General features: G+C 60.6%; 17 protein-coding genes. 5 read left to right on the top strand and 12 right to left on the bottom strand.

Annotation, left to right across the window (positions count from 1 at the left end):
* The first annotated feature begins 15 nt into the window (after positions 1-15).
* The gene (locus tag HMPREF7545_RS06530) at positions 16-1,629 is read left to right on the top strand and encodes a subtype B tannase (RefSeq protein ID WP_006694915.1); all 1,614 of its coding nucleotides are present in this window, start codon (positions 16-18) and stop codon (positions 1,627-1,629) included.
* Positions 1,630-1,697: 68 nt separating this feature from the next.
* Here HMPREF7545_RS06530 and HMPREF7545_RS06535 read toward each other — a convergent pair whose 3' ends face one another.
* The 3 genes from HMPREF7545_RS06535 to rpoB all read right to left on the bottom strand — a co-directional run bounded on the left by HMPREF7545_RS06535 (position 1,698) and on the right by rpoB (position 10,147).
* On the bottom strand, positions 1,698-2,252 hold the full coding sequence (locus HMPREF7545_RS06535) for a biotin transporter BioY (protein WP_006695979.1): 555 nt from the start codon (positions 2,250-2,252) through the stop codon (positions 1,698-1,700).
* 110 nt (positions 2,253-2,362) lie between these two features.
* Positions 2,363-6,361, bottom strand: a complete 3,999-nt coding sequence (rpoC, locus tag HMPREF7545_RS06540) for a DNA-directed RNA polymerase subunit beta' (RefSeq protein WP_006694917.1) — start codon at positions 6,359-6,361, stop codon at positions 2,363-2,365.
* 45 nt (positions 6,362-6,406) lie between these two features.
* On the bottom strand, positions 6,407-10,147 hold the full coding sequence (rpoB, locus tag HMPREF7545_RS06545; RefSeq protein WP_006694918.1) for a DNA-directed RNA polymerase subunit beta: 3,741 nt from the start codon (positions 10,145-10,147) through the stop codon (positions 6,407-6,409).
* Positions 10,148-10,540: 393 nt separating this feature from the next.
* Between rpoB and HMPREF7545_RS06550 the strand changes: the two genes are divergently transcribed.
* Entirely contained in the window at positions 10,541-11,269 is a 729-nt protein-coding gene (locus HMPREF7545_RS06550) for a hypothetical protein (RefSeq protein ID WP_006695982.1), read from the top strand.
* A 161-nt stretch (positions 11,270-11,430) separates the two neighbouring features.
* On the opposite strand, the gene HMPREF7545_RS06555 is transcribed toward HMPREF7545_RS06550, so the two are convergent.
* The 7 genes from HMPREF7545_RS06555 to HMPREF7545_RS06585 all read right to left on the bottom strand — a co-directional run bounded on the left by HMPREF7545_RS06555 (position 11,431) and on the right by HMPREF7545_RS06585 (position 17,449).
* A complete protein-coding gene (locus HMPREF7545_RS06555; RefSeq protein WP_006694920.1) occupies positions 11,431-13,353 on the bottom strand; it encodes a TRAP transporter permease in 1,923 nt (640 codons plus the stop codon).
* 70 nt (positions 13,354-13,423) lie between these two features.
* Positions 13,424-13,897, bottom strand: coding sequence for a DUF1850 domain-containing protein (locus HMPREF7545_RS06560; protein ID WP_006694921.1), 474 nt, complete (start codon positions 13,895-13,897; stop codon positions 13,424-13,426).
* Positions 13,894-14,865, bottom strand: coding sequence for a TAXI family TRAP transporter solute-binding subunit (locus tag HMPREF7545_RS06565; RefSeq protein ID WP_006694922.1), 972 nt, complete (start codon positions 14,863-14,865; stop codon positions 13,894-13,896). The genes HMPREF7545_RS06560 and HMPREF7545_RS06565 overlap by 4 nt, the downstream gene beginning before the upstream one ends.
* Positions 14,866-14,989: 124 nt before the next feature.
* Positions 14,990-15,319, bottom strand: coding sequence for a pyridoxamine 5'-phosphate oxidase family protein (locus HMPREF7545_RS06570; RefSeq protein ID WP_248681280.1), 330 nt, complete (start codon positions 15,317-15,319; stop codon positions 14,990-14,992).
* A gap of 59 nt (positions 15,320-15,378) precedes the next feature.
* The gene (locus HMPREF7545_RS06575) at positions 15,379-15,795 is read right to left on the bottom strand and encodes a hypothetical protein (protein ID WP_006694924.1); all 417 of its coding nucleotides are present in this window, start codon (positions 15,793-15,795) and stop codon (positions 15,379-15,381) included.
* Positions 15,795-16,364, bottom strand: coding sequence for a gamma carbonic anhydrase family protein (locus HMPREF7545_RS06580; protein WP_006694925.1), 570 nt, complete (start codon positions 16,362-16,364; stop codon positions 15,795-15,797). The genes HMPREF7545_RS06575 and HMPREF7545_RS06580 overlap by 1 nt, the downstream gene beginning before the upstream one ends.
* 23 nt (positions 16,365-16,387) lie before the next feature.
* Positions 16,388-17,449 carry a hypothetical protein gene (locus HMPREF7545_RS06585; RefSeq protein ID WP_006694926.1) on the bottom strand — a complete coding sequence of 354 codons (1,062 nt, stop codon included), beginning with the start codon at positions 17,447-17,449 and terminating at the stop codon, positions 16,388-16,390.
* Between the two features lie 519 nt (positions 17,450-17,968).
* Here HMPREF7545_RS06585 and HMPREF7545_RS06590 point away from each other — a divergent pair.
* The 3 genes from HMPREF7545_RS06590 (at position 17,969) to HMPREF7545_RS06600 (ending at position 22,081) form a co-directional block, all read left to right on the top strand.
* The gene (locus tag HMPREF7545_RS06590) at positions 17,969-19,663 is read left to right on the top strand and encodes a methyl-accepting chemotaxis protein (RefSeq protein WP_006695989.1); all 1,695 of its coding nucleotides are present in this window, start codon (positions 17,969-17,971) and stop codon (positions 19,661-19,663) included.
* A gap of 320 nt (positions 19,664-19,983) precedes the next feature.
* Complete coding sequence (locus HMPREF7545_RS06595) at positions 19,984-20,202, top strand: heavy-metal-associated domain-containing protein (protein WP_006694928.1); 219 nt, start codon at positions 19,984-19,986, stop codon at positions 20,200-20,202.
* A 22-nt stretch (positions 20,203-20,224) separates the two neighbouring features.
* Complete coding sequence (locus HMPREF7545_RS06600; RefSeq protein WP_006694929.1) at positions 20,225-22,081, top strand: heavy metal translocating P-type ATPase; 1,857 nt, start codon at positions 20,225-20,227, stop codon at positions 22,079-22,081.
* Between the two features lie 354 nt (positions 22,082-22,435).
* Here HMPREF7545_RS06600 and nirJ2 read toward each other — a convergent pair whose 3' ends face one another.
* Together nirJ2 and nirJ1 are read right to left on the bottom strand one after the other, a co-directional pair.
* Positions 22,436-23,587: a putative heme d1 biosynthesis radical SAM protein NirJ2 gene (gene nirJ2 / locus HMPREF7545_RS06610; protein ID WP_248681283.1), complete on the bottom strand. Its 1,152-nt coding sequence runs from the start codon at positions 23,585-23,587 to the stop codon at positions 22,436-22,438.
* Between the two features lie 8 nt (positions 23,588-23,595).
* Positions 23,596-24,786 carry a putative heme d1 biosynthesis radical SAM protein NirJ1 gene (nirJ1, locus tag HMPREF7545_RS06615; protein ID WP_006694932.1) on the bottom strand — a complete coding sequence of 397 codons (1,191 nt, stop codon included), beginning with the start codon at positions 24,784-24,786 and terminating at the stop codon, positions 23,596-23,598.
* Positions 24,787-24,793 lie beyond the last annotated feature (7 nt).

Below are 24,793 nucleotides of genomic sequence, written 5' to 3' on the forward strand. Positions count from 1 at the left end.
TGTAAAGGATATCTCATGAAAAAACGCTCTCTTTTCAAAATCGCCGTTCTCGGCGCGTGTCTCACGCTTCCGGTCTCCAGTGCATATGCGACGGAGGCAGGAACGCCGGCGCTGCCGCTTCCCCCGCTCTCGGGCGAGGCTGCAGAGGTCCTCACCGCGCTTGCCGGAGCAAATATGGCAAACCTCGCTTTTGATCCCTCCTCGTACACCGACGAAACACTCGTCGTGAACGGAAAGCCGGTCGCATTCCGCGCCTATCGCAACATTCCCTATGCCGCGCTGCCGAAGGATGCCGCGCGCCAGCGCATGAGCATCTTCATCCCCGCTGCCTATCTCACGGGCGGCACGATAAACGGCTATACGGCAAAGACCGCGCCGATCTTCCTGCCGAACGGCGTCGGCGGCTATATGCCGGGCGAGATTCAGGAGCCGTCCGAGCGTTCCCGCATGACGGGCGCGCCGAACGCATCTCTGATCGCACTCTCGCGCGGCCTCGTCGTCGCTGCGCCCGCGATCCGCGGACGCACGGATAAAGATGCGTCCGGTTCCTATATCGGCAAGGCCCCCTCTCTCGTCGTCGACTACAAGGCAGCCGTACAGTATCTGCGCTACAACGCCGCGCGTCTGCCGGCGGGCAATACCGACCGCATTATCGCCAACGGCACAAGCGCGGGCGGCGCGCTCTCCGCGCTCCTCGGCGCGACGGGCGGCAGCGCGGACTATGCCGACGCACTCGCTGAGATCGGCGCCGCAGGCGGACGCGACGATATCTACGCAGCGAGCTGCTACTGCCCCATCACCGATCTCGATCATGCCGATATGGCATACGAGTGGATCTTTGCAGGCGTAAATGACTATCATCAGAGTGCCAAGGGCAGCATGCCGCCCGCAGCCGGCGTCGCATCGTCCGGCAATACGGCCGTGAACCGTCCGTTGAATGCGCCGGCAGAGGGGGCGGCCGCGCCGATGACCGAGGAGCAGAGCACCGCCTCCGCGCGGCTCAAGGAACTCTATCCCGCCTATCTGAACAGCCTCGGGCTCAAGGACGCATCCGGCAGCCCCATGCTGCTCAATCCGGACGGCACGGGCAGCTTTGCCGAATACGTCAAGGCGCTCTATCAAGCCTCCGTGCAGAGCGCGCTTGACCGCAAGGCGGATCTTGGCGGTGCGGACTGGTTCACCGTCAGGGACGGCAAAGCCGCGAATGTCGACCTCGCAAAATACGCCGCATGGGCAACACGCCTGAAGGCCGCGCCCGCATTCGACAAACTCGACCGCAGCTCCGGCGAGAACGATGTGTTCGGCACGACGGCAAACGTCCCGCGCCACTTTACAGACTTCGCGCGCCGATACGATCCCGCACACGGCGATCTCGCTCCCGATGAGGATATTCGCCGCATGAACCCACTCGGCTACATCGGCACAGCGGGCGTCAAGACGGCGCCGCACTTCCGCATCCGCCACGGCGCAAAGGACCGCGACACAGCACTCGCAGTGCCCGCCGTCCTCGCCCTGCGCCTGCAGAACGCGGGCATCGATGTGGACTTTGCCGTTCCATGGGGACAGGGACATGGCGGCGACTACGACCTCGACGAACTCTTCAACTGGATCGACCGCATCTGCAAATAATACATTGGATGCAAAAGGGCGGTACGAATGTGAATTTCACATTCGTACCGCCCTTTTTGCATTGATTCTCAGAAATAGCGCAGGCGGCGATTCAACGTGACGCCGAGCGCGGCAGCCGCGACTGCCTTGATAAGATCGCCGGGGATATACTGCACGAGCGCCATAAAGGCGGCGACGATGCCGGCAAATTTATCCCCAAAGAGAATCGTCAGCCAGAGCGTCGCGATCGCATAGGTGACGGGCACACTCACAAGCGCTCCCACAACCGCATAGCGCGCAAAGGACGGCTCTTTCCCCTTCAGCATGCTCATCAGCGTGTAGGCGGCGAGGAAGCCGATGAAGAAGCCGCCGCGCGGTCCGAAGATGATCCCGAGTCCGCCGACGCCGCCCGCGAACACGGGCAGACCGATTGCTCCGAGCACCGTGTAGCCGGCGATGACCACTGCCGTCTGCCGCGGCGTCAGGACAAGCGCCGCAAGACACATGACGAAGGTCTGCATCGTCAGCGGTGCCATGAACGGCACGGGGATCGCAATGTAGGCACTCACGCAGATGAGCGCGATGCAGAGTGCCATGCGTGTTGTGTTACGAACGGAAAAGAACTTATCATCAAGAGATGTCATGGTAATCGCTCCTTCTTTTTACACGTTGCTATTCTACACAGAAAAAAGAGCTTCGTCAACCTATTTTCAAAAACAGGTCGACAAAGCTTCTTTCATCAAATTACAGACATTCAGTTCGTCAGATGCTCCAGACGCGAAAGATCGACTTCCTCATACACTTCTTCGACGATCTCCTCCTCCGGTTCCTGTACCGGAGCGGGGGCATGATCGATGATGTCGAGGTTGCGGTAACGGGTCATGCCCGTGCCTGCGGGGATGAGCTTGCCGATAATGACATTCTCCTTGAGCCCCACGAGCGGGTCGATCTTCCCCTTGATCGCGGCGTCTGTCAGGACGCGCGTGGTCTCCTGGAAGGAGGCCGCCGAGAGGAAGGAATCCGTCGCGAGCGATGCCTTCGTGATGCCGAGCAGGATTGGTTTTGCCACGGCGGGCTCGCCGTCCTCCTCGATCGCCTTCGTATTCGCCGCCTCGAACGTGTTGATCTCGATGTACTCACCCGGCAGGAACTCCGTCGTGCCGGCCTCTTCGATCTTGACCTTGTGCAGCATCTGCCGCACCATGACCTCGATGTGCTTGTCGTTGATCTCAACACCCTGCGACTTATAAACCTTCTGCACCTCGTAGACAAGGTAGCGCTGGGTCGCCTGCAGTCCGCAGACGCGCAGAATATCATGGGGGTTGATCGATCCCTCGGTGATCTTATCGCCGGGCTTCAGCACTGCCCCGTCGCGCACGGCCATGCGTGCGCCGAACGGCACGGTATACTCACGCGGGACGCCGCCCTCCGGCGTAATCGTCACCGTACGCATTCCCTTGCCGGTATCTTCAATCGCAGCGACGCCCTCGTTCTCCGCGATGATCGCGTTGTGCTTGGGCTTGCGCGCCTCAAAGAGCTCCTCGACGCGCGGCAGACCCTGGGTGATGTCGTCGCCCGCGACGCCGCCCGAGTGGAACGTGCGCATCGTGAGCTGCGTGCCCGGTTCGCCGATCGACTGCGCGGCGATAATGCCGACTGCCTCGCCGATCTCGACCTCTGCCTGATTGGCGAGATCCCGTCCATAGCACTTCATGCAGACGCCGAACTGCGATTTGCAGGTCAGCACGCTGCGGATGGAGACGCGTTTGCGGACGCCTTCGATCCGCTTCGCGAGTTCCTCGTCCACGGGGTCGTTGATATGGGCGATCACCTCGCCCGTCGCTTCGTCCACAACGTCCTCTGCGAGCACGCGTCCGACGATGCGGTCGGCGAGGGACTCGATGACTCCGGTCCCCTCAGTGATCGCCTCGACCTCAATGCCGCGCACATTGTTGTTGCGGATATGGAGTTCATGCAGTTCCGAATTAAGGATGGCATCCACCATTTTGTCCGTGAGCACCGTGCCCTCGCCGGCGAGGACGGTTCCTTCTTCGGTGACGGCCTCGCGCACGACTTCCTTGCCGCTCAGCTCGCGAATGACCGCCGTGCGTGCCTTCTTGCGCTTGCGCGCATCCGGCTCGCCGAGCGTGATGCTCTCTGTGATCATCGCATTGCTGACGGCGCCCTCCACATTGACGGAGGAACCGCGCACCATGATCTCGCGGACATCGCGCTCGCCGATGGTCTCGAGGACCTCGTCATCGAGCACGGTATCCTGCGGATAGAGGACATCCTTGGTCTTGGGATCATAGACCACCGCGGCAAGCAGGCGGCCCATCAGGCTGTCCACAAGGAGTTCCAGTGCGTCAAAAGTCGACTCTGCGAGCCGCGCGCGCACCTGCATGAGGTTGATCGCCGTAACATCGCAGTCCTCTTCGCGGACGATGACATCCTGCGCCACGTCGACGAGACGGCGGGTGAGATAGCCCGAGTCCGCCGTACGCAGCGCCGTATCGGCAAGGCCTTTGCGTGCGCCGTGCGAGGAGATGAAGTAATCGGAGACGGTGAGTCCCTCGCGGAAGTTCGCCGTAATCGGAAGATCGATGATCTTGCCCGAGGGATCCGCCATGAGTCCGCGCATGCCTGCGAGCTGGCGCATCTGCTGCTTGTTTCCGCGCGCGCCGGAGTCCGCCATCATGAAGATGGGGTTGAACGGGTCCATGTTCTCCATCATGGCGTCTGCTACGTCATCTGTCGCCTTCGTCCAGAGCTGGACGACCTTCTTGTAGCGCTCGTCCTCGGTAATCAGACCGCGGCCGAACTGACGCTCGACCTTGTTGACCTGCGCCTGCGTATCCGCGATGATTTCCTTTTTCTTCGGCGGGACGATGACGTCGGAGACGGCGACCGTCATGCCTGCGATGCAGGCGTAGTGGTAGCCGAGATTTTTCACATGGTCGATGACCTCGGCTGTCTTGGTCGCGCCGAAGTGATCGTAGCAGTTGGCGACGAGCTTGCCGAGTTCCTTCTTGTTCATGAGAACACCGAGGCTCCACTCGCCGGTCTCCGCATCCTGTCTGTAATGACGGAGTTCGTTGGGCAGGATCTCGCTGAAAATAAGGCGTCCGAGAGAACTCCGGACAAGGCCGTAGCCCTCAACCTGCACGCGGATCTCCGCCTGCAGATCGAGCACCTTCTCCTGATACGCAAGCAGCGCCTCGGAGATGCCCGTAAAGACCTTGCCCTCGCCCTTCGCACCGGGCCGTACCTTCGTGAGGTAGTAGGAGCCGAGCACCATGTCCTGCGAGGGGACGATGATCGGCTTGCCGTCCTTCGGCGCGAGGATGTGATTCGCCGCGAGCATGAGGACGCGTGCCTCGGTCTGCGCTTCCGCCGACAGCGGCAGATGGATCGCCATCTGGTCGCCGTCAAAGTCCGCGTTGTACGCCGTACACGCCAGAGGATGCAGCTTCAGCGCACGGCCCTCGGTGAGCACCGGCTCGAATGCCTGAATGCCGAGGCGGTGCAGCGTCGGCGCGCGGTTGAGGAGCACGGGGTGCTCCTTGATGACATCTTCGAGCACGTCCCAGACCTCGGGGCGCGCGCGCTCGACCATGCGCTTTGCCGATTTGATGTTGTGCGCGGCGCCGTCCGCCTGCAGTTTCTTCATGACGAACGGCTTGAAGAGCTCGAGCGCCATCTCCTTCGGCAGGCCGCACTGATGGAGCTTCAGCTCCGGGCCGACAACGATAACGGAGCGTCCCGAGTAGTCCACGCGCTTGCCGAGCAGATTCTGGCGGAACCGCCCCTGCTTGCCCTTGAGCATATCCGAGAGGGATTTCAGTGCGCGGTTGCCGGGGCCCGTGACCGGGCGGCCGCGGCGGCCGTTGTCAATCAGCGCATCCACCGCCTCCTGCAGCATGCGCTTCTCGTTGCGTACGATGATATCAGGCGCACCGAGATCGAGCAGGCGGCGCAGGCGGTTGTTGCGGTTGATGACGCGGCGGTAGAGATCGTTGAGGTCGGAGGTCGCAAAGCGGCCGCCGTCGAGCTGTACCATCGGGCGCAGATCGGGCGGAATGACCGGCACGACATCCATAATCATCCACGCAGGGCGGTTGCCGGATTTCCGGAACGCCTCGACCACCTCAAGCCGACGGATCGCGCGCACTCTCTTTTGCCCGGATGTCGTCCGAACATCGCTGCGCAGCTGCTCGCTCATCTGCTCGAGATCGAGCTCCTCCAGGAGCTCCTTGATCGCCTCGGCGCCCATGCCGACGCGGAAGGTATTGCCGTACTTTTCGAGCGCATCGTGATACTCGCGCTCGGAGAGCAGGTCCTTCTTCTTGAGATCGGTCTCGCCCGGATCAACAACGATATAGTAAGCGAAATAGAGGACTTTCTCGAGCGAGCGCGGGGATACATCGAGGATGAGGCCCATGCGGCTCGGAATGCCCTTGAAATACCAGATATGCGAGACGGGCGCTGCGAGTTCGATATGCCCCATGCGCTCGCGGCGCACCTTTGCGCGCGTCACCTCGACGCCGCAGCGGTCGCAGACAACGCCCTTGTAGCGGATACGCTTGTACTTGCCGCAGTGGCACTCCCAGTCGCGCGTCGGTCCGAAGATGCGCTCGCAAAAGAGGCCGTCGCGCTCCGGTTTGAGCGTGCGGTAGTTGATGGTCTCCGGCTTTTTCACTTCGCCGTGCGACCACTCACGAATTTTATCGGGGGAAGCGAGTCCGATCCGCATTGAGTCAAAATTGTTTACATCCAGCAACAGATGCCACTCCCTTCCTTACAGATCATCCTCATCCGACGTATCCTCACTGTCGAGTCCGCCGTGCAGAATTGTATCCATGTCGTCTGAAAGCTCTTCGTCCTCATCGATCTGCGCAATGAGGTCTTCGCCGGCAATATCGTCCGCAGCCTCGGCCTCTTCTTCGTATGGATCGGCGGACGGCGGCGGATTGCCGTTCTCGTCGACGCCCTCCACATCGAGGTCGAGCGAGCGTGCCTTCTCGTTGATATCCTCGTCCTCTTCGTCACGGATCGCGATTTCCTTCGCATCCTCGTTGAGCACCTTGATATCGAGGCCGATCGCCTGCAGTTCCTTGATGAGCACCTTGAACGACTCGGGAACGCCCGGCTCGGGGATGTTGTCTCCCTTTACGATGGACTCATACGCCTTCACGCGCCCGACCACGTCGTCGGACTTCACCGTCAGGATCTCCTGCAGGGTGTACGCCGCACCGTAGGCCTCGAGCGCCCAGACCTCCATCTCGCCGAAACGCTGCCCGCCGAACTGCGCCTTGCCGCCCAGCGGCTGCTGCGTGACAAGCGAATACGGGCCTGTAGAGCGCGCGTGAATCTTATCATCAACCAGATGATGCAGCTTCAGCATATAGACGCAGCCGACCGTAACGCGGTTCTCGAACGGCTCGCCCGTGCGCCCGTCGTAAAGCACCGTCTTGCCGTCGTCGGGCAGCCCCGCTGCGCGGATCGTCCCGAACACGTCGTCGTCGCTCGCCCCGTCAAAGACAGGGGTTGCAATATGTATGCCCGCCTCATCGGGAAGGGGCATTCCGTTTTTGTCAAAATCATAGCCCGCCGTACGAAGGTCTCCCTCCACCGTCGGATCGCCGTCCTTGATACGCTGGCCGAGCACGCGGCACGCCATGCCGAGATGCGTCTCGAGCACCTGCCCGATGTTCATGCGCGAGGGCACGCCCAGTGGGTTCAGCACGATGTCAACCGGCGTGCCGTCCGGCAGGAACGGCATGTCCTCCTGGCGCATGATGCGCGAGACGACGCCCTTGTTCCCGTGGCGGCCGGACATCTTGTCGCCGACCGAGATCTTGCGCTTCTGCGCGATGTAGACGCGCACGAGGCGGTTGACCCCCGGCGGCAGCTCGTCGTTGTTCTCGCGGGTAAAGATCTTCACATCGATGATCTTGCCCGCCTCGCCGTGCGGCACGCGCAGCGAAGTGTCGCGCACCTCGCGTGCCTTCTCGCCGAAGATCGCGCGCAGGAGGCGTTCCTCTGCCGTCAGCTCCGTCTCGCCCTTGGGCGTGACCTTGCCGACGAGGATATCGCCGGGGCGTACATCCGCGCCGATGGAGACGATGCCGTCCTCGTCGAGATCCTTGAGGGCATCCTCGGCGACGTTCGGAATGTCGCGCGTGATCTCCTCGGGGCCGAGCTTCGTATCGCGCGCATCACACTCGTACTCCTCAATGTGAATCGAGGTGTAGAGGTCGCGCTTTACGAGATTTTCGCTGAGCAGGATTGCATCCTCGTAGTTGTAGCCCTCCCACGGCATATAGGCAACAATAATATTATAGCCGAGCGCGAGCTCGCCGTTGTCCGTCGACGGGCCGTCGGCGATGGGCTGCCCCTCCGCAATATGCTCGCCCTCATAGACGAGCGGTTTCTGATTGATGCACGTCGCCTGGTTCGAACGGACAAATTTCTGCAGTTTATAGTTGTCAAATGCTCCCTCATCCGTGCGGATAGTGATCGCATCTGCCGAGACCTCCGTGACCTCGCCGCTGTGCTTTGCGAGCACCATAACGCCGGAGTCGCACGCCGCCTTGTACTCCATGCCCGTGCCGACGAGCGGCGCCTGTGTCTTGAGCAGAGGCACTGCCTGGCGCTGCATGTTCGCGCCCATGAGCGCGCGGTTCGCGTCGTCGTTCTCGAGGAACGGGATCATCGCCGTCGCGATCGAGAACACTTGACGCGGCGACACGTCCATATAGTCCACACTGTCGCGGTGATGCAGCCCCGTCTCCTCATGGAAACGCGCCGTAACGCGCTCATTGACGAAGAATTCATTCTCATCGAGCGGCTCGTTCGCCTGCGCGATGATAAGCTCGTCCTCCTCGTCTGCTGTGAGGTAGCGCACCTCCTCTGTGACGCGGTGATGCTCCTTGTCCACTCGGCGATAGGGCGTCTCCATAAAGCCGAACTGGTTCACGCGCGCATACGTCGCGAGCGACCCGATCAGACCGATGTTCGGCCCTTCCGGCGACTCGACCGGACACATGCGCCCATAGTGCGAGTTGTGCACGTCGCGTACCTCAAATCCCGCGCGCTCGCGCGAGAGGCCGCCGGGGCCGAGTGCCGAGAGACGGCGCTTATGCGTGAGCTCCGAGAGCGGATTGTGCTGATCCATGAACTGCGAGAGCTGCGAGGAGCCGAAGAACTCCTTCACCGCCGCCACCACGGGGCGGATATTAATGAGGCCCTGCGGGGTGATGCTTTCCGTCTCCTGGATCGACATGCGCTCGCGCACCACGCGCTCCATGCGCGAGAGACCGATGCGGAACTGGTTCTGCAGCAGCTCTCCGACCGCACGCACGCGGCGGTTGCCGAGGTGGTCAATGTCATCCGTATAGCCGAAACCATCCATCAGGCCGAGGAGATAGCTGATCGCCGCCATCACATCCTCGCGCGTGATCGTACGGTACTGATAGTCACGCGTCGGCGCGCAGAGCATACGGTGCACCTCGCCGTCCTTTTTCTGCACGTCAAAAGCAACGAGCTCGCCCTCGCCGAAGAGCGCCGTCTCGCGCTCCGGGCTCACGGCGTCCACCATTTCCGAAGTGATCCGCTCGCCCTTGGGGAATACGATCTCGCCTGTTTCCTTATCTATAATGGGCTCTGCGAGCACCTTGCCGAGGAGGCGGCGGCGCCAGCCGAGCTTTTTCGTCAGTTTATAGCGGCCGACCGTTGCCAGATCATAGCGGCGCGGGTCGAAGAACAGCACCTCGAGCAGCTGCCGTGCGTTGTCCTCGTTCGCCGGCTCTCCCGGACGCAGACGGCGGTAGATCTCGATGACTGCCTTGCCGCGCGTCTTCACCTCGTCCGTGTCCCGCTCGATCGTCGCGAGAATATGCGGATCATCGCCGAAAAGCGCGCGAATCTCCGCATCCGTCTCGTAGCCGAGCGCACGGATGAGATAGGTCACCGGCATTTTGCGCGTCCGGTCGATGCGCACGGACACAACGTCGTTCGCATCCGTCTCGAGCTCGATCCACGCGCCGCGGTTCGGAATCATCGTCGCATTGTAGAGCTCCTTGCCCGTCGTGTCGATCTCGACTCCGTAGTAGGCGCCGGGCGAGCGAACGAGCTGGCTGACGATGACGCGCTCCGCGCCGTTGATGATGAATGTGCCCGTATCCGTCATGAGCGGGAAATCGCCCATGAACACTTCCTGTTCCTTGATCTCGCCCGTCTCGCGGTTCACGAGGCGCACATTTACGCGCAGGGGCGCGGCATAGGTCACATCGCGCTCCTTGCACTCATCGAGATCATACTTCGGTTCGCCGAGCGCAAAGGACTCAAAGGAAAGGATGAGATTTCCCGAGAAATCTTGAATCGGCGAGATATCGCGGAAAATCTCTGCGAGCCCCACCTCAAGAAACCACTGATAGCTCCTGCGCTGGATGTCGAGGAGATGCGGCATCTCCATGACTTCCTTAATACGCGCGTAGCTATACCGCGTGCGACGGCCGACCGACACAGGATTGAACATGAACGCTGTCACCCTTTCGCTGGATTATCATAATGGTCTCTGTGCGAACTAAAATGAACGGACACAAAAAGAACAAGGCAACCATTCGAATACCTTGCTCTCATGTCCTTTCCAAAAATAGAGCCGGAAAGCGCAGCGCTCCCCGAAAAAATGCGCACAAATCCCCATTCTTACGTCAATAGGTCATCATATAATACTACATCCTAATTTTCGTGTCAAGAGATATTTTTCACCTTTTTCTTTCGAAGAATCTTCAACGGCATCGAAATGTCTTATGCAAACGGCGGAGAGGCAGGCGCCTGCTTCTTTGAGTCAATGGTCCGGCTTGCAAAATCCCGTATGCTCATGTAGAATACAAATGGATTGGTATACAGGAATTATGGGAGGTATTTTATGTTTGGACAATGCAGGCACACGATGCGCACTGCACTTGCCGCCGTACTGCTCGGCATGCTCGCGCTCACGAGCGGCTGTTTCAGCGGCGACGTGAATGTCGTCATCAACGACGATGGAAGCGCCGATCTCAAGACCACGCTCGTCAGCGTGCCGATGCTCGCCGAAGTTGTTGAGCAGAGCAAGACGACCGCACTCGCGCGCAACCCCGAGGCGCAGATCACGCCCGTGACGAAGGAGAACATGTCAGGCTACGAGATCAGCGAGCACTATGCGACGATCGAAAAGCTGTCCGAGAATGATTTCTTCACGGCGCACGACGGCAAGAATACAGGCGTTACGGTGAACAAGAGCCTGTTCTACACGGATTACAACTTTGACCTCCTGTTCAGCGGCAGCGAGAACGGCGGCGGCGCGGGCGCGTTCGCAAGCAACATCACGTTCACCTATCAGATGAATCTCCCCGTTGTCCCCGCAAGCTCAAACGCCGACCGCACGGAGAACGACGGCAAGACGCTCACATGGAACCTCGGCAAAACGCTCGTGACGGGCGAGTCCACCAAAATCGACGTCACCTTCCGCATGTGGAACAAGGCGGCGATCGCCGCAGCGGTCATCGCTGTGCTCGTCCTCATCGGCGCAGCTGTGTTCTTCATCATGCGCCGCAGGAAGCGGACGGAGGAGGAGCCGCAGGCGGCACACGAAAGCTCCTCTGCCCCGTCGACGTGAGGCCGAGCGCACCGAACGATAAAAACTAAATAAGCAGAAGCAAAAGGGATCGTTGCACGAAGCTGGAAAACTTCGTACAACGGCCCTTTTTGTTTGGAAAACTGCTGTCCTCAATAAAAAGACCGTCGAGCAAAATGCTCAAACGGTCAAAAAGAGCTGATTTATGCCGCCTTCTTCACGCGCATGCTCTGCATCGCGAGGATCGCAGCAAAGACGGCGAGGCCGATCATGTCCGTCGTACCGCCGGGCTTGATCATGAGGAGGCCGGCAGCGATGAGCAGGACGCGTTCATAGAGACGGCAGTGATCGGCGAGGAAGCCGCAGAGGGCCGAGCTGACTGCGATCATGCCGATGAGTGCGGAGAGAGTCGCAACGATGAGGGTGAACGGCTCTGCATCGACCATCAGGATAACCGGCGACAGGACGAAAATGTACGGGATGATGAACGCCGCAATCGCAAGTTTTGACGCATGTACGCCAGTCCTCAGTGGATTGCCCCCGCTGATTCCCGCTCCTGCATAGGCGGCAAGCGCGACGGGCGGCGTCACATCCGCGATGATGCCGAAATAGAACACAAACATGTGCGCTGCGAGAAGGGGGACACCCATCTGGACGAGGGCAGGCGCGGCGATGGTCGAGGTAATGACGTAGTTCGCCGTCGTCGGGACGCCCATGCCGAGCACGATTGCCGTAATCATCGTGAAGAACATCGCCGGCAGGAGCATGCCGCCCGCCGCATCGATCAGCCCCGAGGCGAGGCGCAGGCCGACGCCGGTTTTCGTCACGACACCGATGATGATGCCCGCCGCCGCACACGCGATCAGTACGCCGAGGACGGCCTTTGCGCCGCGCTCAAGTCCGTAGACGATCTCGATCGGCTTCATACGCGTGGACTTGCGGAGCATGGCGCAGGCAATGGATAGGACAATCGCGACGAGCGCGGCGCGCATGGGCGTGTAGCCCGATACGAGCAGATAGACAATAACGATGAGCGGAATCGCGAGGTGCCCGCGCTCCTTGAGCAGCGTCAGCGGATGCGGCAGCTCGCTGCGCGGGATTCCCTTGAGGTTCTTGCGCTTTGCCTCAAAGTGCACGCCCAGCCAAACGCCGGTGAAATAGAGCAGCGCCGGAATCGCGGCTGCCTTGACCACTTCGATGTAGGGCACACCGACGAACTCCGCCATGAGGAACGCCGCAGCGCCCATGACCGGCGGCATGAGCTGTCCGCCCGTGGATGCCGCCGCCTCAACCGCGCCGGCAAAATTCGCATCGTAACCGAGTTTTTTCATCATCGGGATCGTGAGCGACCCCGTGCCGACGACGTTCGCGACAGAGCTGCCCGAGACCGTCCCCATCAGGCCGCTCGAGAGAACGGCGACCTTTGCGGGGCCGCCGCTCGCCCAGCCCGCTACCGCATTGGCGAGATCAATGAAGAATTTGCCGAGACCCGTACTCTCGAGATACGCGCCGAAGAGGATAAAGAGGAAAATGAACGTCGAGGAGACGCCGAGCGGGATGCCGAAAATGCCCTCAGTCGTGAAATAGAGGTGGCTGACCAGCTGCTCGAGCGAGAGCCCGCGATGCGCAAGAACGCCCGGCATATAGGGGCCGAGGAACGCATACGCAAGGAAAAAGAGCACGACTGTCACCATCGGCAGCCCCACGACCCGCCGTGTCGCCTCAATGACGAGCAGAATGCCGATGCCGCCCACGATGACATCGGGCATCGTCACCGATCCCGCACGCGTGACGAGCTCACGGTACTGGATGACAATGTAGGCCGGCGCCGCCGCGCCGAGAATGGCGAAGGCGACATCGATGGGATGGAAAAAATGGTCGCGTGCCCACGCGCGCCGGAACGGGTAGAGCAGGTAGGCAAGCGCAAGCCCGAATCCGAGATGAACGGCGCGCTGCAGCTGTGCATCGAGCACGCCGAATGTCGCCGTATAGATCTGAAAGATGGAGAATGTAATGGCGATCGCGGCGACGACTTTCTTCGGCCAGCCCGTATAGTGAACCGTGTTCGATTCACGGTCATATTTCTTCAAAATTGCATCCGCATTAACAGTATTCTGATCGGTCATACAGCAAATCACATCCTCTGTGAAAAAGAATACGAGGCCGCCTGCCGGCAGCCTCGGCAAAAATCAACGTCTACTTCTTCCAAAAATATGTGTACAGCGGCGCAGCAACGAGATCGATGCGCGTGCCGGCGGGATACATCTCATAGACGGGGATCACCCGTCCGCCCGCCTCGATCGTGAGCTCCGTACCGACACCCGTTCGGAGGCTGAGTTCCGGGTAGTCGCGGTCCATATCGAGGACGAAATAGTCTCCCTCTTGGCGGAATGTCCCCTCCTCGGGGAGGAACGGCAGTCCCACCCCATGCGACTGGTACCGCGTGCCCGAGAGATGGAAATGTCCGTCTGCATGTGCCGTGAGGAACTCCTCGACCGGCGTCTTCTGCACGGAGTGAATAAAATGGATCGTCAGCGGCACCTCGCCCCGGATCTGCGGTGCGAGAACCATCGTCTCCCCATCCGCGCACAGGAAAAGCGCGGGGGTGCTCAGGATATCAAATGCGATCAGGAGCACCGCCGCGCAAAGCGCAATCGCATAAGCTCTCATTCACCGTTGAAGTACTTCTCCGCGCCGGCGTTCATCGGCAGCGACATGCCTCTCTTTGCGGTCTCCTTCGAGATCTGCTTGCCGACGGCGTGCGCGGCCTGCAGACGATCGAGATTCGAGAAGATCGCCTTCGTAATACTGTAGCCGAGATCGGCGTTTATCGAGGGGCCCGCGACCAGCATCGCCATGACAGAGACGCCCGGCACGGCCTCATCAAATCCGGCATACGTGCCGGCAGGAATCACCGTTTTCGTATAGAACGGATACTTCGCGATCAGCGCATCCGCCACATGATCATCCACAGGGAGGAGGCGCACCGGGTTCTGCGAGGCGATGTCCTGTACGGACGCCGTCGGATAGCCTGCCGTCAGAACGGCGACATCCACATTGCCGTCCTTCAGCGCGCTCGCACCCTCGGCGAACGAGAGGAACTGCTCGTCAATATCGTCATAGGTCACGCCGTATGCCTCGAGAATCTGGCGCGCATTTGCCTCCACGCCGGAGCCCGCAGCGCCGACCGCGACGCGTTTGCCCTTGAGGTCCGCGATGCTCTTGATGCCCGAGGACTGGAGGGTGACGAACTGGCAGGTCTCGGGATAGAGGGCCGCGATGCCCTGGAGTCCGTCGACCTTTTTATCCTGGAACATCTCGGTGCCGTTCACGGCGTAGTAGGTAATATCGTTCTGGACCGTCGCGAGATCGACCGCCCCGTCGCGCAGCATATTGATATTCGCGACCGACGCGCCTGTGCTCTGCGCGCTCGCATTCATGCCCGGGATCTCCTTGTTCAGCACCTCTGCGATCGCGCCGCCGATCGGGTAATACGTGCCCGCCGTGCCGCCCGTGCCGATGTTGAGGAACTTCTTGTCCCCCGACGATGCTGAGTCGCCGCAGCCGGTGAGGAGTGCAGCAGAGAATACAAGGACTGCACCTGCCGCAAAAATTTTCTTTACGGTAGAGATATTCATGTTCTTACCTCCTGTATATAGTTCGAAATACCGCCGCAGCAAGCAACGGAACAGCAATATATTAGCATAAAAAGCCCCATGCGCGCAAGCATGGGGCTTCGTGTATAGCGGTATACAATCGTGTTCAGAGGGTCTGCCGGCAGGAATCCGGCGTAAAGATCAGCACGCGGTTCGCAAACGAGCACTTGGCATGCATCTGCTCAAAAAGCGCGCCGTCCTTGCGGAACTCCGCCGTGCCTGTCAGCAAAAAGCCGGTGCCCATCCCACGATGTCCCTCGACCTCGTGGCTGCCGAGCGTCAGCGCAAGACGCGGATGCTCCGCCGCATTGCGCTCCGTTTTGCGGAACCCGTAGCATGGGATCAGAATCCGTTCATCCTCTGTCACGATGAGGTACTTATTCCACGTATTCGCGATATGCGCCTCGTCCTCGGGCGTCACCGACGCCACCGACACAATGCCGTCGTGTTTCAGGCATTCAAAAATACATCTGTCAGCATCGTTTTCTTCCTTCGTCAGTTCTTCACAATCTCTGCCGCCTCGCCGTTCGCCTTCGCACGTGCGATGCACTCCTTGAGGCGCCCGATATTTTTCACGTGGAGATCAATCGCAAAGCGGATGCGCTTCTTCTCCTCCTCCGTGAACTCCGGCTTTTCGTAGGCGGCGCGGATGCGTTCGAGGCGCTCCTCCACATCGCGCAGTTCGTCCTCCATCGGACGCACATGCTGCAGTGCGCAGCCGTAGACCGCGCGCATCGCATCCTCGACATACTGGGCGTAGCCGGGCTCACCCGATACCTTCTCCAGCCACTGAGCGACATGATGAATCACATCGTAGGGCGATTCGCCGCCGTGAATCATGGAGACGATCTCCATCTTCACCTGCTGTTCACGCCCGTGCGGCTGCGCGACGGAGCTCTGCTCCTCCGGCATCAGATGACCTTCTCGCCGTGGAAGCGCTCGCCGCCGATCTCCGGATAGAGGCCGTACTCCACCGCCCACTCACATTTATACTTGAGCGCCTGCGCGTGGATCGTTGCGACGCGGTCCATATTCTCGCGCACAATCTTGCCCGGGACGCCCGCTACGAGCGAGTTCGGCGGGATGACAGCGTTCTCCTTGACGACCGCGCCTGCCGCGATGATCGAGCCGCGCCCGACCTTCGCCCCCGTCAGCACCGTCGCGCCCATGCCGATGAGCACGTGGTCCTCGATCTCGCAGCCGTGGACGCAGGCGCAGTGTCCGACGGTCACATAGTCCCCGATGATGCACGGGTAGTCATCCGCCACGTGCAGACAGGTGAGATCCTGGATGTTCGAGCAGTTGCCGACGGAGATGTAGTTCACATCGCCGCGCGCAACAACGCCGGGCCAGAGGCTCGCATACTGACCGACGCGTACGTCGCCCGAGAGAAATACCTGCGGGGCGACGAACGCCTCCTCGTGAATCTGCGGCGTAATGCCGTGAAAGCTCGGAAAACCGTCTCCTTTAAACGTAAACATAGAGATATCCTTTCTAAGCGAAATTATCCTTTCGCGATAAAGCGTTCCCCATCGTGCGCCGCATGATAATAACGATGCGCGGCGGCAAAGATCTCTGCGGCGCTCGGCACGGGAGGAGCGGCCGACACGCCGTCCTGCTCCTGCCGTTTTCTGCGGCGCACCGCGCCGCGCGTCTCTTCGTCCGCCGCGTCAAGCGCGGTATTTGGGAGGTTCTGATACTCCTCAGAATTTGCATACTCCATCCACTCGCGCTGCAGGGCGCGCAGGAGATAGACCTTCTCGTTGTCAAGCGGCGAGAGATTCCCCGCCCGCTGCGCCGTGCGCATCATATCGTCGAGTTCTTCGCGCGAGAGCACGCGGCGGTTGCCGTAGGGATCGCGCGTGGACGGTCCGGGCTTGAAGCCCTCCTTTTCCTCCGCTGCGCCGGATGCCTGCACCGCGTTCTGGGACGCGGCTCCTGCCGCAGGCGCATCGCCGCCCGTCTGTGCAAGAGCTTCGCGCCCGAGCGCGCCCTGCATCTCGCCGGACGAGGGTGCAGACGCAGCGGCTCCCGTTTCCGCAGGCGGCATATCGAGCGCATCTCCCGCGGCCGCTGCGCCGCCGGCCGTCATTACGGGCGCACTTGCCCCCTCGGACGAACCCGCCCCCACCCCGCGAAAACTCGGCACATCGCCGCCGCCCGCCTTCATCTCCGCGAGCACGGCGATGTTCGCCTGCGCGACCGCGCGCAGCGCCTCGTCCTTGGTCTTGGCACGCTGGAGGGCACGCGCGAGTGCCTCACGGCGCTCCTCGATGCGCGTTACCTTCTCATAGAGATCCGGGGCATTGTCCTTCAGATACTGCTTGTCGGCAGCGGAGAGTTTCTGTCCCTGCCGCAGCTTCTGCCGGATGCGCCCTTCGCGGTTCGCGCTGCGCGTATCGTCCGTCCCTTGCAGATCACTCTGTTTGGTCTTGCTCGGCTGCGTCTGCGCACCCATCGCCTGACGCAGGCTCGCGCCCGTCTTGATGCGGTACTTCATCTCACGCTGCAAACTGCGCAGATGCGTATAGTCGCCGATTTTTCCGATTCCCTCAAATATTGACATGACATTACCTCCGTGTAATGCAGACGATCTCCATATCATTATTATTATCGTTGCGCAATGCGTCCCGCATAAATCTCTGCGCCTATTTTACTCCATTTCGGGCAAAAAGAAAAGCTGGTGACATCACCAGCTCATTATTTCCCGCCGTCGTTTGGTCGTCCATGCACAATCTATGTTATATTAACGATTCCGTTGTGCAGACACTAATCATCCTGCCAAGTCCCGGGCAGAGTGCCCACCAAAGCCGGCTAATCGTTCCAAACGCTCCCGTGCGCCGCCCCCGTCGTCCATCGCTGAACGCCCGACACACAGCAAACAGGAAATTCACGGATGTAACTGTACCACATTCGTCCCGCAGATGCAATAGCTTAAAACCATTTTGGGAAAAATTTTTTCTACGCTAAAAATGAATTGACAAAAACTATCATTAGGGGCAAAATAAAAGTGCATTAGGTTTTACGCCGCATGCCCGCAGGGAACGGGCGCGCGGTGCGGGAAAAAGAAATGAGGATGATTTTTATGGGACAGCGAATGCCCATCGGACTGCAGCTCTCGGGACTCGTCGGCAGCGTCATCGCGCTGATGATTGTCCTGCTCGGCATTGTGCTCTATGAGTTCAAGACGACGAGTACCGAGTATCAGCATCTGCTCTCCGTCACGGTCAAGAACAGCATCACCCTGCTCGAGGCAGAGGATGACTTTCATCTGGGGCTGAGCGAACTGCGCGGCTACATCATCACGCGTGACGCGGCCCGCGTTGCATCCACGGAGACGGCACTCCAGAAAGCCGATGAGCAGATCGCCGTGTTCGCCGAGCACGCGGTCAACCCCGACAGCAAGGCGCGCGGTGAGGAGCTGCGCAAGGCAGTGCGTGACTACACGGAGCACACAAAGGAGATCATCGCACTCTACGGCCGCGGAGATGTCGAGGCGGCGACCGCAGCCTCCGCCGAACTGCGCAAGAAGACGGACGAGATCGACGGCCTCTTCAGCAAGGCGGCAGAAGTTCAGGCCTCTGTACAGGATGCTCAGATGGCAGACCTGAACGACAACGTCAACCATATCTTCATCATTGTCCTCGCCGTGAGCGTCATCGGCATCATCGCCGTCGGCGCGGCAGCCGCATGGTACGCGCGCCGTCTCGCCCGCCGCCTCAGCAACCTGCGCGGCGATGTCGGCAAGCTCGGCAAACTGGATCTCTCCTTCCAGGGCACGCGCGCAACGTGGAACGATGAGATCGGCGACATGGCGAACGAACTCCTCGAGATGAAGGACGCCCTGCACAATATTGTGCGCTCCATCCAGACCGAGGCGGATGCGCTCTCGCAGGCGAGCGACAGCCTTTCAACCTCCGTTCAGTCGCAGATGCAGGTCTCCGAGAGCATTGCGCACACGATCACGGATGTTGCGTCTGATGCCGTGCACAACAACAGCAGCATCAGCGAGATCTCAAACGCCATCGAACAGGTCAGCGCCCGTACGGAGGAGATGAGCGCGAGCGGCACGCATGTCAACCAGACGGCAGTCGAGGCCGTTGAGGATGCCAATAACGGCATGACATTCATCCAACAGCTCGTTCAGCAGAATACAACCGTCAGTGACTCCATGACCGAGATCTCACGGGTCTCCGAGAAGCTCGTCACCGGTTCCGATGCCATCAAGAATGTCGTCACGACCATTCGCGAAATCGCCGGACAGACCAATCTCCTCGCGCTCAACGCTGCCATTGAGGCAGCGCGCGCAGGCGAGGCAGGACGCGGCTTCGCAGTCGTCGCCGAGGAGGTCCGCAAGCTTGCCGAGCAGAGCTCGGCAGCGACGAATGAAATCGAGCAGACGATCACTCAGATGATCGACAGCATTCAGCTCGCGGCGGGCGCAATCACGAACGCCGAGGAGAAAGTCGAGGCAAGCAAGGAAGTCACCGTCGAAACGGAAAAGAGCTTTGCCTCCATCCAAAAGCGCCTCAATGATGTGCGCACCAACATCGAGCAGATCAGCCAAGCAGTTGATCACACGGCGAACGATATGCAGGATGTCGTCGGCAATGTGCAGAACATCAGCGCCGTCGCCGAAAAGACCGGCGCGAACGCAGAGACCGTCGCCGCGGCCTCCGAAGAGCAGAGCGCGAGTCTGCACGATGTCAGCGACAGCGCCGAAGCCCTCTCGCAGACCGCATCGAAGCTCAACGACATCACGTCGAAGTTCCGACTGTAAGCTGCTCCCCCGCATGAGTCTCATTGTTGTATGGTACGCCAAAGCCAGCCAAACAGCGCTGTGCACGCACAAGCCCCCGAAGCTCAGCTTCGGGGGTTTTGCTTTGGGCAGATCAGCGCCTGCACGGCCTGCTGTTGAGCGTCATGACAGCCAAAGCCAGCCATGCAGGAAAACAGGAAAAATAAAACACCGCCTATTGACAATCCTCTATCCGCCCCTTATAATTATACACATGAATAGTTGTTCATATGTTGTAAGGAACTGCCGCTAAAGGAAAATCGATCCGATCGGTGCTTCCTTAAATAAAGGAGAAGAGATTCATGAAGAAGGCATTCAAGATCCGCGAGCTCGACTGCGCCCACTGTGCACAGGAGATCGAGGAGGCAGCATCAAAGGTTGCGGGCGTGAACAAGGTGTGCGTCAACTTCCTGAGCGAACGCATGACGCTCGACGCCGAGGACGCACGGTTCGACGCGGTACTCGACGAGATCAAGAAGATCGTGAAGACCATCGAGCCGGACGCTGTGCTCGAAGCATAATTTCGACGAAGGAGAGGCCGTCATGACGAAGAAGCAAAAACGGATGCTCTGTCGCATCTGCGGTGCGGCAGCGCTCTTTATCCCCGGCATGATCTTCGAGGAGAGCATGCCCGGCATGATTCTCCTCCTCGCAGCCTACGCGCTGATCGGCTGGGACATCCTCTGGCGCGCCGCGGTGAACATCCGTCACGGGCGCGTCTTTGATGAAAATTTCCTCATGGCGATTGCAACCGTCGGGGCACTCGCGCTCAGCGACTACTCCGAGGGTGTCGCCGTTATGCTGCTCTACCAGATCGGCGAGTGGTTCCAGAGCTATGCGGTGCAGCGTTCGCGCCGCTCCATCTCCTCGCTCATGGATATCCGCCCCGATACGGCGCGCGTTCTGCGCGGCGGTGCTGAGGAGGAGGTATTCCCCGACGAAGTCGAGGTCGGCGCGACGATCGTTATTCGCCCGGGCGAGCGCGTCCCGCTCGACGGCATCATCACGAAGGGCGACGGCCTGCTCGACACCTCTGCACTGACCGGCGAATCCACGCCGCGCGAGGCGCATGCGGGCGATGAGATCATCAGCGGATGCATCAACCAGACCGGCGTGCTCGAGGTGCGCGTCACGATCCCCTACGAGGAATCCACGGTCGAACGCATTCTCTCCCTCGTCGAAGAGGCGACGGATAAGAAAGCGACGACCGAGGCATTCATCACGCGCTTTGCGCGCTGGTATACCCCTGTCGTCGTCATCGCCGCGCTCATTCTCGCCGTCGTCCCCCCTCTGGTCACGGGCGATCCCTTTTCCATGTGGGTTTACCGCGCCCTGACCTTCCTCGTCATCTCCTGCCCGTGCGCGCTCGTCATCTCCGTGCCGCTCTCCTTCTTTGCCGGCATCGGCGGTGCAAGCCGCGCCGGCATCCTCATCAAGGGCGGCAACTATCTCGAGGCGCTTGCCAATGCGGACACCGTTGTCTTTGACAAGACGGGCACGCTCACGAAGGGCAGCTTCCACGTGGCAAGCGTCGTCCCTGCCGAGGGTTTTAAGGCAGGCGAGGTTCTCTTCTACGCGGCAAATGCGGAGCGCTACTCCACCCATCCCATCGGCCGCTCCATCCTGCGGGCGTTCACCGCCGGCGGAAATACAGTGGATGATACGGATGTACATGCGCTGGAGGAAACGGCCGGCCGCGGCATCTCGGCGCACATCAATGGCCATATCGTCCTGCTCGGCACGCGCAGCCTCCTCCGTGACAACAAGGTCGTCGGTCTCCCCTCTCTCCCGCATACGGGCGCGGTCTATCTCGCCGTCGACGGCCGCTTTGCCGGTGTCGTCCACGTTTCGGACGAGGTCAAGGAGGACGCGGCAAGCGCAGTCCATGCGCTCAAGGAGCGCGGCATCGGCGAAACCGTCATGCTCACGGGTGACTCGCGCTGGATCGGCACGAGCGTCGGCAGGAGCCTCGGCATCGACACGATCTATGCCGAACTGCTCCCGCAGGATAAGGTGACCCAGGTAGAATCCCGCCTCGCAGCGAAAAAGGCGGGAAAGGCCCTCGCCTATGTCGGCGACGGCATCAACGACGCCCCCGTGCTCGCGCGCGCCGATGTCGGCATCGCGATGGGCGCGCTCGGCTCAGACGCGGCAATCGAGGCGGCGGACGTTGTCCTCATGACCGACGAGCCGAAGAAGATCGCCGTGGCGATCGATATCGCGCGCAAGACGATGCGCATCGCGTGGCAGAACATCGTCTTTGCCATCGGCATCAAAGCGATCGTACTCGTGCTCGGCGCCATCGGCTGGGCAGGCCTCTGGGCGGCGATCTTCGCCGATGTCGGCGTCACCGTCCTCGCCATCCTCAACGCCATGCGTGCGCTGCAGGTGAAAGAGTAATACTTGCAAACGGCAGATGTGTCTGCTATAATGAAGGCAGAAAAAAGAGAACCGCTCGATAAAGCGGCTACCCTCTTCACAGTTTTGGATTTAACCGCTCCCGTTTGGAAGGCAGGGCGGTTATTTCTTTTTAACGCAGATAATGTAGCCAGTGACGAGGATCAGCACAAGGATGAACTCGTAGTAACTCATATCGCACCACCTCCCACTTACAGGATCGGGGAGATGAAGAACGTAGCCGCCATAGCTTATCAAAGGTTCTCTGTCTCTATTATACACTCATTTGTTCGATAATCAAGTGCAGATTTGTACACAAAAGCCCCCGACGATGGTCGGGGGCTTTCTTATGTCCATCTACGCTTCGCCGCGGCGCCCGTGATAGAGGCACCACGGTTCCTCTGCCATGAAGTCGCCGCCATGATAGTATGCGGCGCGCGCACGGCAGCCGCCGCACGCCTTCTTGTAGCTGCACGAACCGCAGCCGCCGCCGTAGTCGAGCGTACGGAGCCGATGAAACACCTCATTCTTCGCCCAGATCTCGTCGAACGGCGTCTCGCGCACATCGCCGAGCTCACGGCTCAAATATGCGCATGGCTGCACCTTGCCACGCGGGCTGATGATGCAGTATGTCAGCCCCGCGAGACACCCGCGCGTAAAGCGCGTGTGCACGCCGAGCTGGTCGGCGATTCGCAGGAACTGCGGCGCACAGGTCGGTTTCAGCTCGATGTCCACCGTCTCCTGCTTCTTCATGATGCGCGAGAGCACATCCTCATACGCCTCCGCGCGCAGCGACTCCTCCTCGATCGTCTCCGCGCGTCCCGTGGGCACGAGGAAGAAAAAGTGATGCGCACGCGCCCCGATCTCCACGGCAAAGTCCGTCATCGCCTCGATCTCGTGTGCGTTCCAGTCCATCACCGTCGTGTGGATCTGGAACGGCAGCCCCACCGCACGGCAGTTCATCATGCCGCGCACGGCACCGTCCCAGCCGCCCGGGAACGAGCGGAACGCATCGTGCTTCTGCTTGTCGAGCGAGTCGAGCGAGATGCCCATGCCGCACGCGCCCGCTTCCTTCAGCGCCTTTGCCATCGGCAGGTCAATGAGGGTCCCGTTCGTGCCGAACACAGGAATGAGCCCGAGACCGCGCGCATACGAGACGAGTTCGAGGATATCGGGGCGCGTCAAGGGTTCTCCGCCCGAGAAGATCATGATGCGAAAGCCTGCCTTTGCGATCTCGCGCAGAAGCTTCTTCGCCTCCTCCGTCGAGAGCTCCTCCTCCGCGCGGCAGCCCGCATCGCGGTAGCAGTGCGCACAGTACATATTGCAGGCGTTCGTCGTGTTCCACGAGATGATCTTCACCCCGCCGCCGAGGACGCCCTTTGGGTGCCCCTTCGGCATTCCTGCAGGATGTCCGCCGGGATGGCCGCCCGTCGGCGTACCGTGCGGGTGTCCGCCCGCCGGATGGCCGGCAGGATGCAGCTCTGCGCCTATTGCGGCGTGCGCTGCCATCGGGGCGCTCACAGCGCGGCCCCCGCAACGCCGATCTCTTCATCCGTCAGATAGCAGGACGGATCGGACGCCCAAAAATCCCCCGTCCGCGCTTCGGCGCGCGTACGGAAATTGCCGTTGCACCAGCTGAGGTATTGACATTTTGCGCAGCGCCCCTTCAGCAGCGGTTTCCGATCCTTCAGCCCCGCGAGAATCGGATGCGTCACATCCTGCCAGATGTCGCCGAATTTCCGCTCGCGCACATTGCCGAACGTGTGGTGCTGCGTGAACTGGTCGGGATGCACATAGCCGAGCGGATCGACCTCACCGAACGCGATGCCGGAGCGATTGCCGCCGTTTGCGCCGATCAGCTTCTTGATCTGCTCTGCCCCCGCGTCATTCCCCTCCGCGCGCGCCTTCAGATACATATAGACCCCGTCACAGTGGTTGTCCACCGTCAGAATTTCCTTTTTGAGGCCGCGCGCCTCAAAATCCTTCGTCCGCGCGATGATCGTATCCATCGCCCGCCGCGATTCCTCCGCCGACACGTCTTCATCCATCATCTGCCCGCCGCGCCCCGAATAGACGAGGTGGTAGAAGCAGACACGGTTAATCCCCTTCTCCTCGATGAAGTCAAAAATCTTATCGAGTTCCATGATGTTGTGGTGATTGATCGTAAAGCGCAGTCCTACGCGCTGCCCTACGGCAACGCAGTTCTCGATGCCCTCCATCGCACGCTGGTATGCCCCCCGGACGCCGCGGAACATATCGTTCACATCGGCGAGCCCGTCGAGCGAGATGCCGACGTAGCCGACGCCGAGATCCTTGATCCGCTGCGCCGCCGCGCGCGTAATGAGCGTCCCGTTCGTCGAGAGCGTCGGGCGCACGCCGCGGTCGCGTGCATACTCCGCCAGCTCAAAAAAATCGGGGCGGATGAGCGGTTCGCCGCCCGAAAAAAGCAGCACGGGCACGCGAAACTCTGCCAGCCCGTCGATGAAGCGCTTTGCCTCCTCCGTCGTCAGCTCGCCGTCGTATTTCTGCCCGTCCGAGCACATATAGCAGTGGCGGCAGCGCAGGTTGCACGTGCGCGTCGAGTTCCAGACGACCACGGGGCCCATCCCCTCTGCTGCGCCGCTCTTCATGCGGTGTGCATTGTGTCCGTAGCGCAGCGCGTCGCCGTAGTACTCATCCATAAAAAGCAGTTTCGTTACGCTGATCATAGCGCTC

This window comes from Centipeda noxia ATCC 43541, from assembly GCF_000160555.1.
GTDB classification, from domain to species: domain Bacteria; phylum Bacillota; class Negativicutes; order Selenomonadales; family Selenomonadaceae; genus Centipeda; species Centipeda noxia.

Excerpts from the sequence above, each read along its gene's own strand:
- HMPREF7545_RS06530 (WP_006694915.1), top strand. The coding sequence starts at position 16 with ATGAAAAAACGCTCTCTTTTCAAAATCGCCGTTCTCGGCGCGTGTCTC.
- HMPREF7545_RS06535 (WP_006695979.1), bottom strand. The coding sequence starts at position 2,252 with ATGACATCTCTTGATGATAAGTTCTTTTCCGTTCGTAACACAACACGC.
- rpoC (WP_006694917.1), bottom strand. The coding sequence starts at position 6,361 with ATGCGGATCGGACTCGCTTCCCCCGATAAAATTCGTGAGTGGTCGCAC.
- rpoB (WP_006694918.1), bottom strand. The coding sequence starts at position 10,147 with ATGTTCAATCCTGTGTCGGTCGGCCGTCGCACGCGGTATAGCTACGCG.
- HMPREF7545_RS06550 (WP_006695982.1), top strand. The coding sequence starts at position 10,541 with ATGTTTGGACAATGCAGGCACACGATGCGCACTGCACTTGCCGCCGTA.
- HMPREF7545_RS06555 (WP_006694920.1), bottom strand. The coding sequence starts at position 13,353 with ATGACCGATCAGAATACTGTTAATGCGGATGCAATTTTGAAGAAATAT.
- HMPREF7545_RS06560 (WP_006694921.1), bottom strand. The coding sequence starts at position 13,897 with ATGAGAGCTTATGCGATTGCGCTTTGCGCGGCGGTGCTCCTGATCGCA.
- HMPREF7545_RS06565 (WP_006694922.1), bottom strand. The coding sequence starts at position 14,865 with ATGAATATCTCTACCGTAAAGAAAATTTTTGCGGCAGGTGCAGTCCTT.
- HMPREF7545_RS06575 (WP_006694924.1), bottom strand. The coding sequence starts at position 15,795 with ATGCCGGAGGAGCAGAGCTCCGTCGCGCAGCCGCACGGGCGTGAACAG.
- HMPREF7545_RS06580 (WP_006694925.1), bottom strand. The coding sequence starts at position 16,364 with ATGTTTACGTTTAAAGGAGACGGTTTTCCGAGCTTTCACGGCATTACG.
- HMPREF7545_RS06585 (WP_006694926.1), bottom strand. The coding sequence starts at position 17,449 with ATGTCAATATTTGAGGGAATCGGAAAAATCGGCGACTATACGCATCTG.
- HMPREF7545_RS06590 (WP_006695989.1), top strand. The coding sequence starts at position 17,969 with ATGGGACAGCGAATGCCCATCGGACTGCAGCTCTCGGGACTCGTCGGC.
- HMPREF7545_RS06595 (WP_006694928.1), top strand. The coding sequence starts at position 19,984 with ATGAAGAAGGCATTCAAGATCCGCGAGCTCGACTGCGCCCACTGTGCA.
- HMPREF7545_RS06600 (WP_006694929.1), top strand. The coding sequence starts at position 20,225 with ATGACGAAGAAGCAAAAACGGATGCTCTGTCGCATCTGCGGTGCGGCA.
- nirJ2 (WP_248681283.1), bottom strand. The coding sequence starts at position 23,587 with ATGGCAGCGCACGCCGCAATAGGCGCAGAGCTGCATCCTGCCGGCCAT.
- nirJ1 (WP_006694932.1), bottom strand. The coding sequence starts at position 24,786 with ATGATCAGCGTAACGAAACTGCTTTTTATGGATGAGTACTACGGCGAC.